12 protein-coding genes are annotated in these 20,195 nt (G+C 58.8%); 7 read left to right on the forward strand and 5 right to left on the reverse strand.

Annotated features, from left to right (window positions below):
• Positions 1-12 precede the first annotated feature (12 nt).
• From ETAA8_RS02890 to ETAA8_RS02920, 7 genes are all read left to right on the forward strand, one after another.
• The gene (locus ETAA8_RS02890) at positions 13-2,043 is read left to right on the forward strand and encodes an alpha/beta hydrolase family protein (RefSeq protein ID WP_145084621.1); all 2,031 of its coding nucleotides are present in this window, start codon (positions 13-15) and stop codon (positions 2,041-2,043) included.
• 150 nt (positions 2,044-2,193) lie between these two features.
• Positions 2,194-4,647 carry a DUF1592 domain-containing protein gene (locus ETAA8_RS02895; RefSeq protein ID WP_238397663.1) on the forward strand — a complete coding sequence of 818 codons (2,454 nt, stop codon included), beginning with the start codon at positions 2,194-2,196 and terminating at the stop codon, positions 4,645-4,647.
• An 85-nt stretch (positions 4,648-4,732) separates the two neighbouring features.
• Positions 4,733-6,109 carry a DUF1552 domain-containing protein gene (locus ETAA8_RS02900; RefSeq protein ID WP_145084624.1) on the forward strand — a complete coding sequence of 459 codons (1,377 nt, stop codon included), beginning with the start codon at positions 4,733-4,735 and terminating at the stop codon, positions 6,107-6,109.
• 53 nt (positions 6,110-6,162) lie between these two features.
• On the forward strand, positions 6,163-7,314 hold the full coding sequence (locus ETAA8_RS02905) for a hypothetical protein (RefSeq protein ID WP_145084626.1): 1,152 nt from the start codon (positions 6,163-6,165) through the stop codon (positions 7,312-7,314).
• 180 nt (positions 7,315-7,494) lie between these two features.
• Positions 7,495-8,484 carry a hypothetical protein gene (locus ETAA8_RS02910; RefSeq protein WP_145084629.1) on the forward strand — a complete coding sequence of 330 codons (990 nt, stop codon included), beginning with the start codon at positions 7,495-7,497 and terminating at the stop codon, positions 8,482-8,484.
• Positions 8,485-8,679: 195 nt separating this feature from the next.
• Positions 8,680-9,792: a DUF1559 family PulG-like putative transporter gene (locus tag ETAA8_RS02915; protein WP_145084632.1), complete on the forward strand. Its 1,113-nt coding sequence runs from the start codon at positions 8,680-8,682 to the stop codon at positions 9,790-9,792.
• A 31-nt stretch (positions 9,793-9,823) separates the two neighbouring features.
• Complete coding sequence (locus ETAA8_RS02920) at positions 9,824-10,249, forward strand: carboxypeptidase regulatory-like domain-containing protein (protein WP_145084635.1); 426 nt, start codon at positions 9,824-9,826, stop codon at positions 10,247-10,249.
• A gap of 90 nt (positions 10,250-10,339) precedes the next feature.
• Here ETAA8_RS02920 and ETAA8_RS02925 read toward each other — a convergent pair whose 3' ends face one another.
• From ETAA8_RS02925 to ETAA8_RS02945, 5 genes are all read right to left on the reverse strand, one after another.
• A complete protein-coding gene (locus ETAA8_RS02925; RefSeq protein WP_145084638.1) occupies positions 10,340-12,646 on the reverse strand; it encodes a Kelch repeat-containing protein in 2,307 nt (768 codons plus the stop codon).
• A 39-nt stretch (positions 12,647-12,685) separates the two neighbouring features.
• On the reverse strand, positions 12,686-14,620 hold the full coding sequence (locus tag ETAA8_RS02930) for an SUMF1/EgtB/PvdO family nonheme iron enzyme (RefSeq protein WP_202921527.1): 1,935 nt from the start codon (positions 14,618-14,620) through the stop codon (positions 12,686-12,688).
• Positions 14,621-14,656: 36 nt separating this feature from the next.
• Positions 14,657-15,976 carry an amidohydrolase gene (locus ETAA8_RS02935; protein WP_145084644.1) on the reverse strand — a complete coding sequence of 440 codons (1,320 nt, stop codon included), beginning with the start codon at positions 15,974-15,976 and terminating at the stop codon, positions 14,657-14,659.
• Positions 15,977-16,051: 75 nt separating this feature from the next.
• Entirely contained in the window at positions 16,052-17,461 is a 1,410-nt protein-coding gene (locus ETAA8_RS02940) for a DUF1501 domain-containing protein (RefSeq protein ID WP_202921900.1), read from the reverse strand.
• 24 nt (positions 17,462-17,485) lie between these two features.
• A complete protein-coding gene (locus tag ETAA8_RS02945) occupies positions 17,486-19,942 on the reverse strand; it encodes a DUF1553 domain-containing protein (RefSeq protein ID WP_145084647.1) in 2,457 nt (818 codons plus the stop codon).
• Positions 19,943-20,195 lie beyond the last annotated feature (253 nt).

Genomic DNA, 20,195 nt, shown 5'->3' on the forward strand with positions numbered 1-20,195 from the left:
CGAGGTCCTCTCATGCGTGTGCTTTCGTGCTTTGTCGCGCTGCTGATCGTTGTTCCCCTCGTCGCTACTGCTCAGCAGTCTGAGTTGCCGTCGGCAGATGAGTTGAAGAAGGCGCTCGCCGAACCGATCATCACCGACACCACCACGCAGCAGGAGGTGGAAGCGTTTTGCGAAGCGCGGGTGCTGAAGTTTCCTGCTGAAGGCGCGCCGGAGTTGAAGACGCCCGAGGCCTGGCAGAAGTACATTGCCGGAGTGCGCGAGAACGTCCTGCAGAATGTCGTCTATCGTGGCGCAGCTGCCGAGTGGCGAGACTACAACGGCAAGATCGAGTGGCAAGATTCAATCGAAGGGGGCGAAGGTTACACGATCAAGAAGGTGCGGTTCGAAGCGGTGCCGGGCATGTGGATTCCGGCAGTCGTGTATGAACCGACCAAGCGCAGCGGCAAGTTGCCCGTGTTCTTGAATGTGAACGGGCACGATAGCGCCGGCAAGGCCGCGCGGTACAAGCAGATTCGCTGCATCAACATGGCCAAGCGGGGCATGCTGGTGATGAACCTCGAATGGATGGGGATGGGACAACTGCGCACGCCGGGCTTCTCGCACGCCAAGATCAATCAACTCGACCTATGCGGCACCGGCGGCGTGGCCACGCATTTTTTGGCGATGAAGCGCGGGCTCGATATTCTCCTCTCGCAGGCCGCGGCTGACCCGACACGCGTAGGAGTCGCGGGACTCTCCGGCGGCGGCTGGCAGACGATCTTCTTCACCGCGCTCGACTCGCGCGTCACGCTGTCGAATCCGGTGGCTGGCTACTCTAGCTTTTTCACACGCATTCATTACTACAGCGACTTGGGCGATTCCGAACAAACGCCCGTCGATCTGGCTGCCAATGGCGACTATGCCCACCTGACCGCAATGCTTGCTCCGCGCGTGGCCTTGCTGACGTTCAACGAAAAAGACAACTGCTGCTTTGCCGCGCCCCATGCCTTGCCGCCGCTGTTGGCAGCGACACGGCCCGTGTATCAACTGCTCGGCAAGCCGACCAATCTGCACGACCACATCAATTACGATCCGGGCAATCACAACTTCGAGCGCGATAATCGCGAAGCACTTTACAAAGTGATTGGCCAGCATTGGTACGAGGGAGATAGCAGTTTCTCGGCGACAGAAATTGAATGTGCAGCTGAAGTGAAAAAGGGAGACGAGCTGAAGGTTGAACTGCCCGCCGAGAATCTCGACTTGCAACAGTTGGCATTGCAGTTGGCGAAGTCGCTGCCGCGTGGTCAGGCGACGATCGAGCAAGTGGCGCAAGCTCTGCGATTGCCGACCGAGCATCGAATCGCAGCCAAAACATCGGGCGAGGGCTCGGTTGGCGAAATCAAGCTGGTCCGTTATCAGTTGCGTCTGGGAGACACCTGGACGGTTCCTGCCGTTGAGTTCCTGGCAACTGGTACACCGGCAGACAGCAAAGGAACCGTCATCCTGCTGGCCGATGAAGGGCGTGCTGCCATTGCAGAGCAGGTTCGTCAGTCCCTGGCAGACGGCTGGAATGTGCTGGCCGTCGATCCGTTTTACTTTGGCGAGGCGAAAGTCAAAAACAAGAACTGGCTGTTTGCCATTTTGATGGCCAGCGTGGGCGAACGTCCCCTCGGCGTGCAAGCCGCGCAGGTGCAACAGGTTGCTCAGTGGCTGAAAGCCCAACGCAATGCCAAGCAGGTGCGCGTGGCAACAGTTGGACCGCGGACCAGTTTGATCGCCCTGGCTGCGGCCGCCACCGACGCCAAGAGCATCGACAGTCTGCGATTGCAGGGCTCGCTTGGTTCGCTCAAGGAAGTGATTGAGAATGGGGGCACCGTCGACAAAACCCCCGAGCAATTCTGCTTCGGACTGCTTGAAACGGCCGACATCGCGCAGCTCACGACGCTGGTCGCCCCGCGCCATGTGCAATTCGTCGAGCCCAGTGACCGGGTGAAGCAGGAACTGGCCGGACTGGCGGCCGTTTATCAGAAGCTGGGGCAGGCCTTCGATCCGCTGGCGCAGTGAGGAATTACTCGAAAAGCAGCAGCAAGCAGAGTTTGCGACAAACGGGGCCGGAGGTTACACTAAAAGGCCCGCCTGGGGCCCGGCCAAAATCGCGAAAATCGCGCGCGGCGTGCTCCGTTTATCACGTTCTCTGCTGGCTCTGTACTCGCTATGTATTCAGGTTCTCAGCGTCGCTCATCCCCCACGTCCATCGCCGCGATGATGGCAGCTGTTTTGCTTGTCGCCGGCACAGCGAATTTCTCCAAAGCTGCTACTCCGGCCGAAGCTGAGTTCGACAAGGTCGTGCAGCCGTTTTTGCAGCAATACTGTGACCGCTGCCATACCGAAAAACTACATGAAGGCGAATTCCGGCTCGATACACTGGCTCGCGATGTGGCCAACGGCCCTTCCGGCATGAAATGGGCCGAAGTGTTGGAACGGATCAGTTCGGCCCAAATGCCCCCCGCAGATGAACCGCAGCCCAAGATCGAAGACGCGACGAAGATCGTCGAATGGCTGGCGATGAAGTTGAAAGAAGGGGAAGCGACGCGCCTTGCCAAGCGCGAACTAGTGACGTTCAACAAGTTGACCCGCGCGGAGTATGCCAACACGGTGCGCGACTTGCTCGGCGTCGGCTTCGATGCCACCGATCCCACCGGCCTGGCCGAAGACGAGGCGTGGCACGGCTTCGAGCGGATTGGCTCGGTACTGTCGCTATCGCCGTCACATGTCGAAAAGTATTTTGGTGCCGCCGAATCGATTCTCACCGAAGCGTTTCCCGAGAAGCCACCGGTCAAGTTTTTGAAGAAGAAAGATGCGCTCGACCTGCGCGGCGGTGGCAATCGCGAGGATTTGGCCGCAGCTGGGCTGGCCGACAAAGTCCGCGTCGACTTGTGGCCCGGGCACGATTTGATTGGCGGCCGTCCTGGTCCCGGTCAAGCCCTCCCTGCAGCCGGCGATTACAAAGTGCGCATTCAACTGAGCGGCCTGCAGCCGAAAAACGGTCGGGCTCCGCACCTGACGGTGTATGCAACCGATCTCGACCGCATGCTGTTTGAAACCGATGTGGTCGCGCCCGAAGACAAGCCAATCGTCGTCGAGTTCACCACGCACTTGCCAGCTGGCAATCTCAATCTGCGGGTGACGAACGACGTTCCTGGCCCTTCGAACTTGCCTCGCTCGGGTCGATCCGATCCGCGGATTCCGTTCTTTAGCATCAAAGATGGTCGCCGCCCGTGGCAAATGAAACTGACCGACGAAGAGGGCGCGCCGCTGTGGCCCTTCTTGATTGTCGATTGGATCGAATGGTCCGGCCCGCTGGTCGACGACGGCCCGACCTATGCTCAGCGCGAATACTTGCCCGCCGATAGCAACGACCGCGAACAAGTGCGGGCCGCGCTGGCGAAGTTCACCACGCGGGCCTTTCGCCGTCCCGCGCGGCCTGAAGAAGTGGATCGCTATTTCCAACTCGTCGAAAGTGAAATGGCTAGCGGCGAAAAGTTCTTGCCGGCCATGAAGACCGCCATGCTCGCCATTCTCTGCTCGAAGAACTTCATCTACCTGGTCGAAGGTTCGTCGGAAAGCAATGAGATTCAACTCAACGATTTTGAACTCGCTTCGCGCCTGTCGTACTTCATTTGGAGCACCATGCCCGATGACGAACTGATGGCAGTCGCCCAGAGTGGCAAGCTCCGCGAGCCCGCCGAACTAAAAAAGCAAGTGCGGCGACTGCTCGCCGATCCCCGAGCGGCCCGGTTCGCCAAGCAGTTCCCCCGCAACTGGCTGCAGCTGCAAATGGTCGGCATGTTTCCGCCCGACAAGAAACTCTATCCCGATTACGACTCGCACCTCGAACAGAGCATGATCGGCGAAACGACCGAGTATTTTCGCGAAGTGCTGCAACAGAACCTAAGCTTGCGTGAGTTTCTTACGTCGGACTGGACGATGATCAATCCGCGATTGGCGATGCACTATGAACTGACTTCGCCCACGCAAGATCGCTTCGAACGGGTGTCGCTCACGCCCGCAGACCATCGGGGCGGTTTGCTCACACAGGCAGCGATTTTGAGTCTCACCTCCGATGGCACTCGGCATCGCCCCGTGCATCGCGGCAAGTGGGTCCTTGAGTCGATCGTCGGCAAGTCACCGCCACCGCCGCCAGCTAATGTAAAGCCCATCGAACCGACACCGGCCATGCAACCGAAGGCGACGCTGCGAATGAAACTCGACGCGCATAAGAGCGACGCCAGTTGTGCCTCGTGCCATAAGCGAATCGATCCGCTCGGCTTTGCTTTCGACAATTACGACGCGATCGGCCGGTGGCGAACGCACGAGATCGTCAGCGATGGTGACGGCGATAATCCGAAGGTCGATGCCAGTGGCGAAATGGTCGACGGCCGAAAGTTTGCCAACGCCGAAGAATTCAAACAAATTCTGGCAGCCGATTTAGAAACGTTTAACGCCGCTTTCGTGGAAAAATTGGCCATTTTTGCCACGCGACGGGTAATGACCATTGCCGATCGCGAGTCGCTGGCGAAGGTAGCCAAGCAAAGCAAAACTGCCGACTATAAACTACAGTCCGTCGTCGAAAACCTGGTTCTGTCCGACTTGTTTCAAAAACGGTAGGTCCTCGCAACGTGGGCTTTAGCCCACGCTACAAACATATCACCGTGGGCAAAAAGCCCACGCAACTCCAGGAAGGGTCCGCAGCATGAGTAACGTCCTATCGCAAAACTGGCTCATCAGCCGTCGTCACATGTTGCGGGGTGCCGGGGCGACCATCGCCTTGCCGCTGCTCAATTGCATGCGGCCGATCTTCGCCGCCGAAACACCAGCTGCCAAGCCGAAGCGGAGCGTGTTCATTTACATTCCCAACGGCGTGAACGTGCTGACCTGGCAGATCACCAAAGCTGGTCGCGACTATCAATTGAGCGAACCACTCCAATCGCTGGAAAAGCATCGCAGCAACATCACACCGATCAGCGGTCTGTATCATCCCAACGGTTTAGGGCAGGCCCACGAGTGCGGCAAAATCTGGCTGACGGCGGCCAAGATCAGTCAGGAAGGGGGCGCTTTTCGCAACAGCATCTCGGCCGACCAGATGATGGCCGAAGTAACCGCGCCGCAAACTCGCTTCGGCTCGCTCGAATTGTCCATCTCGCGCGGACCGACCACGCTGGGCTGGTCACGCGACGGTGTCCCTTTACCGGCCGAGGACAATCCGAAGAACGTCTTCAATCGCCTGTTCGGTGCAGAGGTCGGCGGGATCGACGTGCAACGTCGGCGACTCAATCGCCGCGCTAGCGTGCTCGATGCAGTGCTCGACGATGCCAAGTCGCTTAAGCGCAATGTCGGCAGCGAAGACCGCACCAAGCTCGACGAGTATCTGACTTCGGTGCGCGAAGTGGAAATTCGCACCGAACGACTCGATTCGTGGCTGAAAGTACCCAAGCCGAAGATCGATGGTCCGACCACGGCGAATCTAACCCGCAATGTGTCCAAGACCGAAGCGGGAGATTATTACCGCACCATGTACGACTTGATCACCCTGGCCCTGCGAACTGACATGACCCGTGTCGTCACTTACATGAGCGGCAGCGAAAGCAACGGGCTGGCGATTCCTGAAATTGGGATTCCGCAAACCCGGCACGAACTGTCGCACCACAATGGCGATCCCGAGCAGATGGCGCGTCTCAGCCGCAGCGATGCCTTCATTGCCCAGCAGTTCTCGTACTTTCTCGATTCGCTGCAGGCCATTCAAGATGGCGAAGAATCGCTACTCGACCGGACGATGGTCCTGTTCGGCAGCGGCATGAGCTATGGCCATAGCCACGGCAATGCGAACCTGCCAACCATTCTGGCCGGCGGCAAATCGTTGGGCCTGAAGCATGGCCAGCACATCGATTACAACCTGCCGAAGATCAAGGAATACAACGTCGCGAATGCTGGCGGTCACTACTCGATCTGTCATAAACCGGTCGAACAGAACGCCCGCCTGACGAACCTGCTGTTGACGATGATGAACAAGATGGATGTCAACGTCGAACAGTTCGCCGATAGCCTCGCCCCGGTTTCGGAATTGATTTAGTTCACGCGTACTCACCACCTTGGTTTCGAATTCATCTTGCTTTGAAGACTCGCATGCAACGATTGTTTTGGCTGTTGCTGATTTGCTGCCTGCTCGCTCCCGCTAGTTCGCTGGCGGCCGAGGAAGCAACTCCGGCGTTTCGCACCGATGGTGGCGACGAAAAACTCCCCTGGTTTCAGTTGAAGCCCGGTGAGTTTCCGCCCCTTGGTTCGGCGCATTACATCGGCGGCGAATTGATCGCCCTCGATCATGTGAATCGCACCGGCATCCTTCGTCCCGACCGGACCGATGCCCAGCGGCGCGGCGATTGGGACTTGCCTCATGCCTTCACAATGCTGCCGTACGGTTCGCTTCGCTATCACGGCGCTCCCGCGGAATTGAAAGACATTCCGCTCGGCACTCACTTGCACGGCTACTTTTATCTGGAAGAGCCGAAGGCGAAAGCCCCCAAGGCCAAGCCCCCGGCGAATGCCCCGCGGCTCAGTTTGGAAGCCCCATTTAATCGCTGCCTGCGACTGGAAGACGACTTCAGCTATTGCCAGCGGCTGGAACGCAATTGGAAGATCGAAGCCATCGACCGCGAACTTGGCGTCCTCACACTTCTGGGAATCACAGCTGGCCAGGCCGATGCGAAGCCCACGCTGATCCAGATTGTCCCCAGTTCTCGAGTTTGGAAAGGGAACGGCCTGGGCACGCTCGCCGATCTGGCCGTCGGTCAGACCATGACGACGAACCTGACCGTTTGCACGCTCAAGGGCCCCGGTCGCTGCAAAGAGATCTGGCTCGATCAGACCAGTCGCGACCTGGCCACCGGTCAGCAGTTGGAAGTGCATCGCCAGTTTCAGCGTGAGCATGGGCTGCCGGGCATGATTGAAGAAGTCGACAACCCGAACAGCATTGTCACCGTACACCTATACGCTGGCTTCGACCCGAAGTTGATCGAAGCCTTCGCACCGAACGATAGCGTGACCGCAGCGGTGGCCGAAGACAATCTCCGCACGTGGGACCAGATTAACGACCGCAAGTCGGGCCCGCTGGTCGCCGTCGAACGGGTGGAACCAAGATTCGCCGGCCAAAGCGGTTACCGAGTCAAATTCAAACCGGGGTTGCTGCTCGAGGGTTTTCGTCCCCAGCGAGTCATTCGCATCTGGCCGAGCGCGTGGAAGGTCGACGACCTGCCGCGCGAAGAACGCTTGTACAACTAGACTCAAAATGTTGTTCCACTTAGCCCGACGCATGAGCGAGGGAATGGTGCCGCCAACCGGTTCCCAACGAATTGTCACAACCAACGGGTCCGACGAAGCCCGATCATTATTTACCCCTGCTAACTATCTCACAGTAGCTCCCTCGCTGACGCGTCGGGCTAATGAAGAAACGACATTCCGATGAAACACTTCGCCTTCCTTCTTCTCGCCCTCTGCTGCGGTTCGTTGCTCGCGCAGAATCAGCCCAGCAAAGAAGCACCCAAAGATCAGCCCGCTAAACCGGTCCTCAAAATTACGCCGGGGCAGGTGATCATTCCCTTCGACCGGATGCAGCGTCCTTGGGGCGAACTCATCAGCGTTGATCTCGCCACGCGAACCGGTAAATTCCGCCGCGAAAATACCGACGAAGTCATTACCTTCACTGCCATGCCCTACGCTGAGTTGCTGCACCATGCCACACATGGCGACCTGCAGGATTTTCGCGTTGGCGAGCGGGCCATCTTCCGCCTGCACGAAAATGAGAAGGGAGAATGGGTGTGGCTGACCTACATTCAAGATGAAATGAACATGATGAACGGCCACAAGGAGTTTTATCACGTCGATAAACTCGATGCTGCCGCGGGGCAGATTGTCGTGACGCAGGGAAGTGCTGATAAGACGTACATTCGCGAAGCCGGCATTGTGATCAATACCGACAAAGAGACCCGTTTTTGGAAAAATGGCGAGCCCGCGAAATTTGCCGATATACAACTCGGCGATAAGCTGCGGACCAAGACTCACGGCGTGGGTAAAGGGAAAGTCCGTGTGGCCTGGGAAGTCTTTTTGGACGAAGCGAGCCTGCTCAAGTTTCAAGCCGAGCAGAAAGCTGTGCATGCCGAGCGAATCGCCGAGCAAGGTGCTCCCGGCTATGTCGACGCCGTGGCCGATGGCAACTTGAGCTTGACGCTCTTCAACGAAGGGGAGCTTCAGGTCAAGCAAATCAAGGCGGGCAAGAACGTGCGAATCGCGCCAGCTGGGGTCGATCGCAAACCCACCGCCGAGCCGATCACCGCGCAGGTGAAGTCCGTCAAAATGATGGGGCGGCAATGCAAGGTTGAACTCACCGTGACTTCGCCCACCGACAAGTTCAAGCCAACCGAACTGGCCCGCGTCTGGGCGGTTACTGAGTAGTCGCTCAAATCAGGGAGTTGCTCAATCAATTTCTGTTGATTCGTTTTTCGCCAGATAATACACTTAGCCCTGTGAGATACCTGCCGGCCTGCGCTTAACAATGCAGGCCAATCCCACCCCGCCATTTCCGCCCAGAACTCTCCCGCCTGAGCCGCTTCGATTCATTCTGCTTTCTCCTTGGAAAGCGAGGAATTCATGCTTGCCGTGCTCCCCGAGTTTCGCGCTGCGCGTCGGTCCGGTTTCACCCTGGTGGAACTGCTCGTAGTCATCGCCATTATTGGCGTGCTGGTGGCGCTATTGCTCCCCGCCGTGCAGGCCGCTCGCGAAGCTGCCCGCCGCACGGAGTGCCAGAACAACGTCAAACAGATTGGTTTGGCGTGTCATAACTTTCACGATGCGCACCTGATCTTTCCACCGGCTTCGGATCGGATCGTACGAACCACCCATAGCGTGCGCTGGGGCCCGGGCTGGGCTACGCATATTTTGCCGTTTGTCGAACAGAGTGCCATCTACAATACGATGGATATGACACCGGGCAGCGATTATTTCTACAGCGTGAATTTTCAGAATTGGCCGGGCCCGACGGCGCCGCGCTTGGTGAATATCGCCAAGCTGCAGGATCTGGTCGTCAAGTTTTACGTTTGCCCTTCAAGCCCCCTGCCCAAGAAGATCGAGCCGGAAGACGAAATTGGCTGGGGGCAGCATGTGCAAGCGGGGAACTATGTTGGCGTCATGGGCGCTACAACGAGTGCGCTCTCGCCGACCGATCCGACGGGGGACAATCGCGTGTGTGATTGTGCGGCGACGCTGGCCCCGAATCAGTATCAACACGGTGGCTATCTGGCCTCGAATGGAGTGCTCGTACCGGGAATGAGAACGCGAATTGCCGATATCACAGACGGCAGCTCGAACACAATTATGATTGCCGAGCAATCGGACTGGGGCGAACGGCCGCCAGGCATTGGCACTGCATCCGCCGTGCAGCGTTTAGATATTCGTTCCACTGAACGAATGGGAATTTGGGCGAGCGTCGGTGTGTCGGTCGCCACTTTCACTCCCACGAGTACCACCAGCTGTAGTGGCAATGAAGGTGGGACCGTCATGACTGTTCGGCATCACCCGGGTACGAAGAAGCGGACCAGCCACCAAGATGGCATGGGGCCTTATGGCTGGAATGGTCCTATTCAATCGGCGCACTCCGGCGGCGCATTCACGCTCCGTGGCGACGGCAGCGTTCAGTATCTCAGTTACACGATCGATCGCGCGGCCCTCAATTGGCTGTGCGTCCGCGACGACGGCAATAGCTAACCGCCACGTTATTGGCGAATCTGGGTGAGTGATGAATTGGTTGAATCCCCTGCTGATCGCCGGCTTGATCAGCTATCTGCTCGCAGCTGCGGGTTGCGGACCGAAGCTGGAATCGGTCAAAGGCCGCGTGACATTCGCCGGACGGCCTGTACCCAAAGGACACATTTGGTTCGTCCCCGATCTCGAGAAAGGCGCGGAACATACTCAGTTCTCGATCTGCCCGCTCAATATGAACGGCGAGTTCGAACTCGCCACCTACGGCGAGAACGGCGTTCCGCCGGGCTGGTACAAGATCGTCATCTACGCCACGAAGAGCGAGCCACCCTCTTCGCCAACTGGCTGGACTCCCGATTGGATCGTGCCGGCCAAATATACTTCCGACCAAACCACTGACCTCCGCGTCGAAGTGGTCGCCAATCCCCGGCCCGGCATGTACGACTTCGACCTGAAGCCGTAGCACCTCGTGGCATAGGCTTCCAGCCTGTGAGTGCTGCGAGCGAGACGACGACAGGCAAGGGTGCCTATCCCACGGGCTGGAGGTCGCCATCTATAGCGCCACGAGCTTCGCCTGCTTGAGATCCAAACGCAGCACATGCACGTGACTATTTTGCCCAACCGCCCAGATCAGTTTGCGCGCGGGGTCGTACATCAGCCCCATCGAGTTGTTGAACTCCCCCTTGCTGATCGGGTCGACTCCGGCGAGTTCGACAGAGAACCAGGCATTCTTCGCACAGTCGTACAAGAGCCAACAGAAGTTGCCGTTGGCGTCTTTCACTCGCGCTCCGATCAGCACCGCATCTTGTTCGGGCAGGTAGATTGTCTCTCGCGACGACACCGCCGCATGAACTTTGCCGGCTGCGTCGAGCCATGAGTTGTCGCCGGTTTTCAAATCGTAGGCGGCGACATCCCCCTTCTGCTTGCCAACGGCGCTGAAGAACAGCAGTCGATCTCGCTTCGAGTCGTAGGCCATGCCATGACGGTCTGGACTCTTATCGGGGAGTGAACCAGCGAGCGGAAGTGCTTGCCAGGTTCGCGAACTACCATCAAGCCGCCACAAGCCGGAACCACCTCCACGGCGGTCGGCCCAAGCTACGGTTCCCGCCGGTGTGGTCGCGAGCGTGACGACATACATATTCGGAGTGAACGGGCACTTTTCAGAACTGCGCGACCACTTGCTGGTCTGCGCATCGAAGAAGTACGTGTAATCATGCGCAGCAAAGGCCAGCGATTGCGAATGGGGTTCGTACCCCGTCGCTTTATAGGTATGTCCGCTCATCCAGGGATTGCCTTGAAACGACCATTCGCCGTGAACCTGGTCGTTGCTGTAAACAAACTCGATGGGCAACTCCGGCGCGAAGGCCAGCAAGTAACGATCGGTCTTGATGTCATAGATGATCGGCGCGGTGCCGCTGTAGGCCGAATGCCCGCCGGAGAAGCGGACGATCTTGTCTTGCGCTGGGATGAACACGGCCGAGCCCCAGTCCATGTTCGGTCGCGGCAACTTCGGAGTTGGTCGTGGGACCCATTCGTTGGCAGGTAGCGCGGCGAGCTCTTTCAACACTTGCGCGGGATCGGCAGCAGGCACATCTTGCGCGAACCAGGCGGGGTCGTAGGGACCGGTGCGTCGTTGCACGGTGCCTGGCTGAACGCCGAGTTTCTCGGTGCCAGCGGCGTCGAACTTCGTCGCCTCAATCTGACAGAGCCAGGTACCTTCGCCGGTCGTCACGACGACATCGTTCTCATCAGCTGCTGCGTGCCACATGCCGCTGATCGGTCCTGCTGGGCCATTCTTTGGTTCACTCTGCGCGAGCAAGCTCCACTTGCCGGCAACCGTATCGAGCGTCCAGATTTCGACCGGCAGCCGCTGATACATACTGGCCACGTAGCCCGTGTTCGAAGTGTATTCGTAGCCGCCAATCAGCGCCACCTTTTGCGCCTTCGGTAACCACACGAGCGCATGCCCAGCCCGCGGCGATGGGCTGCGCTCCGTTTTCAATTGCTCCCAGCGGCGCGTGCCCAGTTCGAAGGTCCAGGTATCGGCGATGAGTTGCGAAAGCTGATCGCCCCCGAACAGAACCACCTTCTTCGCCACCGGATCGTAGACCAACTGCGAATTGGCTCGTTGCGGGGGCTGCTCCTTCAGCTCCACTTCTTCCCATTTGTTCTCGGTGGGCGAATAGGTCCAAGTGCCGGGATCGCCACGCGTCGTCTGCGCGTTGCCACCACCAAACAGGACGAATTTTTTGTGCGCCCGGTCATAACACAGCGACGACCAAAGCAAGATTCCGCCGTGTTCCCGCTCAGGATCGCTCGCGGGCTGCAAGTCGGTCCAGGTGCGGGCCAGGGGATCGTAGCGAAACGTCTTACCGTGGGCGAAGAAGAGAAATGTCTTCGTATCGGGATCGTAGTCGTACGCATGCCCGAGCGAAAACGTGCCGTAGATATTCCAATTGGGCCGCGCGTTCTCTTCGCTATCTGCGAAGACCCACTTCTCATTCTTCCAGGAGGGAAAATTGCCGACGCCGAACTTCGGCCCCCAATCCTTGCCCACGGGATACCAGTTTTCCCATTCACCTTGCGTTCGGTCGAGGGCCAGCTGATCGTACGAGCGAGCCTTCTTGTTCTCGCCCCAACTGATTCGCCCACCCAGCACGAGAAATCGCTTCAATTCAGGTGAATAGCCAATCGGCGTTTCGTATCGCCGGCCAGTGATCGTCGCCTGCTCGAGTTTTTGCCAAACGTTGGGCGCAACCTTCGTGCCTTCTTCTGCTCGCAATACCGTCGATTGCCCAAAGCCTACGATCAGCACCAGAAGCAGAAAAGAAATTATGCAGCGGGACGGTTGCTGGAGCATGTTGCCACTCGTGAGAGGAAGTTCGTGAGGCAGGCTGAACTACGGAATCGGCGGGCCTTGCTTGAGCCAGGCTTCGTTGAAGGCGGCCACGCTTTGCCGCGAACCGAATGCATAGATCACGCCGTTCGGAGCTTGGGTCAGGGCGAGGTAACCACCCAGGTCGTCCAACTTGCGGACGTGGGTCCAGGTGGCGCCATCATCGGGCGAAAGGGCAACATAGGTGGGGCCGCCGACAATTTTCCTCGTACTATCCGCTGAAACGAGCACGACGGCTCCGCTGGCCAATCGCAGTGCAGCGGACTTTTGCCCCACGCTCACGCCGGGCAAGGGGGTGGCGATTGACTTCCACGTTTGACCAAGATCGGCCGTGACCAATAGCGGCAGGGGATTTGGCCCACGCAGGAAAAGTCCCAGCGAGTGATCTTTGCGCACGAACAGCGCCGGGTGAATCGCGTACTTCTTGTCGCACGCTTCGCGCAGGTCGCCTGTGCACAATTGCCACGACTGGCCATGGTCGCTGCTGGTCAGAAGTCGTTCGTGTCGGTGATTGTCGCCGTCTATGGCGAGCACCAGCGTGCCACCGGGCAACGCCACCGCCGAGCAAGGCTGCGAGAGTTTGACTCCTTCCTCACGCGACCAGATGATGCGCGCGGGCGTCCACGTATTGCCACTATCGTCGGAAGTGCGCACGGCGATGGCGGCATCGTCCCAGCCTTTCAAACCCTGACCAAAGAAATGAAAGATCCGCTCGCCAGCCGTCAGCAATACCGGCGCGTGGTCGTTCATATCGGGAATATCGAGCAGACAGGCTGCAGGTTCCCAGCGATTCGTCCCCGCGCGCAAGCGGGTGAAACCCTGAGCCAACTCGCGACCTTCTTCCGATTTGGTCGTATACCAGGCCGCGAGAATATCGCCGTTGGGACAACTGCAGACGGCCGCGAAATGATTCCACGCGCTATAGACCGGCCCCCAACTGTTTGCGGGAATCGTTGCTCGCCGATTATCCGAGAGGAAATTATCGAAGTAGGGCTGGGAAGGATCGACGGACGGAAGCTTGGTTGGCAACGGACCACTGCCTGCCGGCTTTTGCCCCGTACTGGCCAGAGGTTGAGACTTGGGCAACTCGCCGAGGACCACGCGAAAACCGACCGCGCGATTGGCATCGTCTGGCAAGTACCCACCGCGATTGGCCGAGCGGCAATAGCGGCCGCTCCCCACAAAGTTGCCCCGTTTGCGACCGTTGTAACTGCCGCCGCGCACCACGCGGGCAATTCCCTCTGCCGCGCCGACGGGATCGGTTTGCTCGGTGGCTGGATAAGGTCCATACCAATCGTGGCACCACTCTTCGACATTTCCATGCAGATCGAACAGGCCCCAGGCATTCGGCGGAAAACTGGCGACCTTCATGGTCGTTGGTCGCGGTTTGTCATCGGTCGTCACTCCCAGGTTGGCAGCTGCAGCGGTTAATTCCTCGCCAGTAGTGAACACAGTCGTCGTCCCCGCGCGGCAGGCATACTCCCACTCGGCTTCGGTGGGGAGTCGATACGGGCGGCCTTCTTTCTTAGTGAGCCAAGCGCAGAAGTCGCACGTTTGTTGCCAGGTTACGTAGGTAACCGGCTCGTCGTCCGCTTTTGAAACATTGCCGAGGCCGCGCCGGGTCTTGTGCTTCGGATCAAACTGCTCGTACTGCGCATTGGTGACTTCCGTTGCCCCCAAGTGAAAGGGGCGCGAAATAGTCACCTGGTGCGCTGGCGACTCGTCGTAGTCGCGCTGATCGAACTCAGCCTGGCTTTGCGGCGGCAAGTCACTCGTGCCCATGACAAAACGGCCCGGTGCAATGGGAAGCAGCTTCATCCCCAGCGAGTTGACGATCGTTTCGCCACGCGCTGGCGCTTTCTCTTGCGCAGGTGCTGGCAAGGCAAAGAGTGTGACCGTTAGTAATAAGAGCGATGTCTGCGGGCAAGAGAGGTTCATCGCAATCGCCATTCGTGAGAGGTGGTGCCGCTACTCTTACTTTTGCTTTATCGTGGCATTCAACAGCACCGCAGTCATGGTGAGAAGACCGGTCTTGATGGTCGGTTCGGGAATGGGGAAATAAGCATCCGTGTGTGTGAGTGACAAGGGCGCGCCGCCATTCTTGGCTGCGGCAACTCGCTCGGGTGAGGCTGTACCCAAAAAGTAATAACAGCCGGGCACACCCGCGAGAACGAAGCGGCTGAAGTCTTCGCCACCGAGGCTCATCGGTCGCTCGTGTACATGGTCGCTGCCAAGGACATCCTTGAGTACCGCGACCGTCGCCGCGGTGATTTCGGGATCGTTCACCAGGGCTGGGGTGAATTGCTCCTCGTCGATGAGTACGGTCGGCTCGGGCGCGCGGGCAGCAGTGGCGGCGGCAGTCGCGATGCGCCGAATCGCTTCGAGAACGTGCTGGCGCGATTTGTCGTTCGTCGTCCGCACAGTCAGTTGCAGGCGCACTTCATTGGGGATCACGTTGTGCTTGGTACCACCATTGATGCTGCCGACTGTCACCACGGCCGCATCGAGCGGGTCGAGTTCGCGACTGACGATGGTTTGCAAATCGATCACAATGCGGGCGGCAATCACCACGGGGTCGATCGTGACTTGCGGCGCGGCACCATGCCCACCTTTGCCCAGGACCACGATATCGACCGTGTCGACGTTGGCCTGCATTTGCCCGCTGCGATAGTTCACATGCCCGTGCGGAAAGCGGGCGTCGCAATGCAAGGCGAAACACTTCTCAGGGCGGGGAAAACGATGAAAGAGACCATCGGCCAGCATCATCCGTGCGCCCGCGCCGACCTCTTCTGCCGGCTGACCGACAAAGACGATCGTCCCTTGCCAATGAGCGCGCAGTTCGTCCATCAGCCGGGCCGTGCCCACCAGATTTGTCATGTTCACATCGTGGCCGCAGGCATGCATCACGCCTACATCGCGTCCCTGGCGATCGCGCGTGCGCACCTGGCTGGCGTAGGGGAGCTTCGTCCGTTCCGCAATCGGCAGTGCGTCCATATCGGCGCGCAGCATGATGGTGGGGCCGTTGCCGTTCTTCATCACGCCGACCACGCCATGCCCACCGACATCGGTCGTCACCTCGCAATGGGCGTTCTTTAATTCGAGGGCAATTCGGGCCGCCGTTTCTTTCTCGGCCAGCGATAACTCCGGATGCGAATGGAGATGCTTGTAAAGAGTTTCGAGCGACGGATAGTGCGAATCAATCTGTTTTCGCACGTCGCGGAGCAACGTCGCATCCTGGGCAACAGCTGCTACGGCGCTCGTCATCAGCAGGCAGAGGGCGCTGACTCGCATCATCGGTGTAAGCCTTAGAAAGTAGCTCGAAACAAGTGTATTCACGCGCCCGGCATGATTTGCAGCAGCGGCCGGAGATCAAGCCAAAATGCCTTTAACCACGTGGCCAGAAACATCGGTGAGGCGGAAATCGCGACCGGCGTAGCGGTAGGTGAGTCGTTCATGATCGAGCCCGAGCAGGTGGAGCAGTGTCGCGTGCAGATCGTGCACGTGAACTTTATTCTCGACGGCATAGTAACCGAATTCGTCGGTCGCGCCGTACTTAAAGCCCGATTTCACGCCGCCACCGGCCAGCCACATGGTGAAGCCTTCCGGGTTGTGATCGCGACCGTCGGTCCCTTGCGCAACAGGCGTGCGACCGAATTCGCCGCCCCACAAGACCAGCGTATCGTCGAGCAGTCCGCGGAGTTTCAGATCTTGTAAGAGCGCGGCGATGGGGCGGTCGACTTCCAGCGCATTCTTCGAATGCCCCGCTTTCAGATTTCCGTGCTGATCCCATTGCACGGCAGCATCGCTGTGCGTGACTTGCACAAAACGGACGCCGCGCTCGACGAACCGCCGGGCGAGCAAGCACTGACGGCCAAAGTTCTCTGTCACCTTGTCGTCGAGACCATAGGCAGTGCGCGTGGCAGCTGATTCGCGCCCGAGATCTTCGATTTCGGGAAAGGCAGCCTGCATGCGAAAAGCGAGCTCAAACGAATCGATGCGACCTTCGAGTGCCTGATCGGGCCCCGTCGTTTGCAAATGCTCGCGATTGATTTCGGCAAGCAGGTCGAGTTCGCGCCGCTGCTGGCCACGATCGACGGCGGCATTCCTCAAGTATCGCACTTGGGCCTGCGTGGCTGGAATGCTCGCATTGCCTAGCGGAGTGCCCGAATAGGGGGCTGGCAAAAACGCGGAGCTCCAGTTTTTTACGCCACCGTGCGCAAGCGTGGGACAAATGGTCACAAAGCCGGGAAGATCTTGATTCTCGGTACCGAGGCCATAAGTCACCCACGAGCCCATGCTGGGCCGACTGAACGAATCGCTGCCGGTATGCATCTTCAGCAGGGCACCGCCGTGGGCGGCATTCGAGCCATGCAGCGAGTTGATAATGCAGAGGTCGTCGACGCACTTGGCCACCTGAGGGAAGAGTTCGCTGACTTCGATGCCACTCTCGCCGTACTTCTGAAACTTCCAAGGCGACTTGAGCAAGTTACCCGTGGGAGCAAATTGCACGCGTGGCTTGGCGAACGGCACGGGTTGGCCGTCCTTCTCTTGCAGCAGCGGTTTGGGGTCGAAGGTATCGACCTGCGATGGCCCACCTTTCATGAACAAAAAGATGATGCGCTTGGCCCGCGCCGGAAAGTGCGGCGACTTTGGCGCTAAGGGAATGGCGGCGGAAACGGGCTGGTCACCGGCTAAGAGCGACGAGAGGGCGAGGTAGCCAAAACCAGCTGCGGAGCGCTGGAGCATTTGCCGGCGAGAAACCGGATGTGCGGCGGGCATCACATTCACAGGCTTACCTCGTGCTTAACGCAAGTAAAGGAATTCGTTGGCCGCAAGTAATACGTGACTCAGCGACGACCAGGCTCGCTGTTGGGCAGCAGCATCCGCCGCATCGGGAGCCTGACGCGCGACATAGGCCAGGGCTCGTTCTGTTTCGGTGCTGGTGGCAGCGCGGCCATACGTGCGCAGGTAAAGAAGTTTCACCCGCGCAGGATTGGCCTGCTCAAGGGCAAGCACACTCTGCGCGAGATTCTCGCTGGCCTTGAGGACCAGATCGCTATTGAGCATGAAGAGCGCCTGCGGAGCAACGACCGTACTAGCGCGGTTGCCGTCGAGCACCGTGGCATCGGTGGCATCGAATAGTTGAAACACGTCGTATAGGTTATTGCGCACGACGGGCAGATAAAGCGAACGTCGTAAACTGTCGTATTTCGTGCCGTCTTTCGAAGTGTGATCGAAAAAGAACTCTCGGTTCCCCACATGCAACAGCGAACCGCCCGCTGTCCGATCGAGCAAGCCGCTGGTTGTCAGAATCGCGTCGCGAATTTCTTCAGCTTCCAAGCGCCGCACCGGCATTCGCCAGTACAGACGGTTCTCAGGATCAGCTGCGGCAGCGGTCGCGTTGAACGTGCTGCTCATTTGATAAGTCTGCGAGAGCATGAGCAGGCGATGCATCGACTTAATCGACCAGCCACTCTGCATGAACTGCCGCGATAGCCAATCGAGCAAGGCTGGGTGCGAAGGAGCTTCGCCGAGACGGCCGAAGTTATCCGGTGTCGACACCAGCCCTTGGCCGAAATGCCAGCGCCAAATGCGATTGGCCATGACGCGGCTCGTGAGGGGATGATCGGGCTTCGTTAGCCACTCGGCCAGTTCCAAGCGGCCGCTCGTTTTCGCCGTGAGTGGCTGTTGTTCTGTGGAAACAAGAACCACGGGAAAACCTCGCGGCACTATTTTTCCCAGGGCGAGATGACTGCCCCGAATATGTACCGGGACGTCAGTCACTTCACCTTCGATCACACCCATCGCCGTCGGCACCACCGGCGCGGTCTTGGAGAGCGTGGCCAGTTGTTCGCGGCGCACCTTTAACTCGGTTTGCACTTCGGCAGCAAACAACGGCTCGAACTCTTTCGGCAGTTCAGTCCCCGGCTTCGCCTGTTGCAGCAAGTCTTTGTTCTTTTTCACCAGCGCGTCGATGGCGCCTTTCTGTTCGGCAATCAGTTTGTCGAACGCTGCCTTGCGTTGTACTTCGGCTGGCGAGGCGAGTGGATTCTCCCACCACCGCGCGATGGTTTTGAAACTCTCCATCGTTCGCGTGCTCTTGAAAATGCCAACCAGCGCATAGTAATCTTCGGCGCTGATTGGATCGAACTTATGATCGTGGCAGCGAGCACAGCCGAACGTGAGGCCGAGCAGCGAGCGACCGATCGTATCGACTTGCTCATCCAAAATGTCCATTTCCATCTTGGTTTTATCGACTTCGGCCAGCACCTTCGGGCCGAGGGCAAGAAACCCGGTCGCAATCAAACGGTCGTGTACGACGTTCGGATCGGCAGCAGCGGGAAGCAAGTCGCCGGCCAGTTGCTCATGCAGAAATTGATCGTAAGGCTTATCCGCATTGAACGCGCGGACGACATAGTCGCGATAGCGCCAGGCATTGCCGTGCGCGACATTCTCGTCGACGCCATTCGAATCGGCATAGCGAGCGACATCGAGCCAATGGCGGCCCCAGCGTTCGCCATAGTGCGTCGAGTCGAGCAGGCGGTCGATCACCTTCGCGTACGCAGCGGGGGAAGTGTCGTTTTCGAAAGCGGCGATTTCTTCTGGCGTTGGGGGCAGACCGGTGAGGTCGAACGTGGCACGACGCAGCAGCGTTAGTTTGTCGGCGGGTGGCGCAGGCTGCAGGTTCTTCGCTTCGAGTTCTGCCAGAACGAACTGATCGACGGGTGAGACCGGCCAGGTTTGATTTTTTACGGCGGGTGGTGACGGATTGGTAATGGGTTGCAGCGACCAGAACTGCCGGGCTTTGGCCAGATCGACTTTTTCGACTGCGATGGGCGCGCCAGCCTGGCGATCGGGATGAGGAGCGCCCATTTTCACCCAAGCGGTCAGATCGTTGATTTCGCGGTCGCTCAGTTTTTTCTTCGGCGGCATTTGCAGTTCGGCCAGTTGATAACCGACGACCGCGACCAGCAGACTCTTGTCGGGCTGGCCGGCAACCACCAGCGAACCCGCTTTGCCGCCGCGGGCGATGCCGTCCCAAGTATCGACGCGCAGTTTCGATTCCTGCGAATCCTCGCCGTGGCAGTCGTAACAATGCGTCGCCAAAATCGGCCGGACCTTGGTTTCGAAAAAGCGAATTCCTTCAGCTGCCGGGTCTTTGTCGTCAGCGGACAGGTTGACCGCCGAAAACGCCAAAAGTCCCACCACAAGAAACTTTGCCAGCAGGCAATGAGCATGGTTGGGAGTGCTTGGTGACATCGTTCACCTTTCGCATGGGCGCGAGTTAAGGGTGGGAAGCGACCAGCAGAGCGGCAGGAGGGTAAGAGCGCCAGCGGATTGGGGGCAGCAGCGCTCACCGAGCAGCAAAGTCCGATACGATGAATCATCGTTCATGGCACCACCGCAATCAACCCGACGCCGTTGGGGGAAGAACCCAAGATTCTCCGAATTCTTTCTCCGCAGTTGACAAGGATGCTGCTTGTACGACGAAATAGAAGGTGAGGCTGCGAGC

Origin of the sequence: Anatilimnocola aggregata, from assembly GCF_007747655.1 — a bacterium.
GTDB lineage: Bacteria > Planctomycetota > Planctomycetia > Pirellulales > Pirellulaceae > Anatilimnocola > Anatilimnocola aggregata.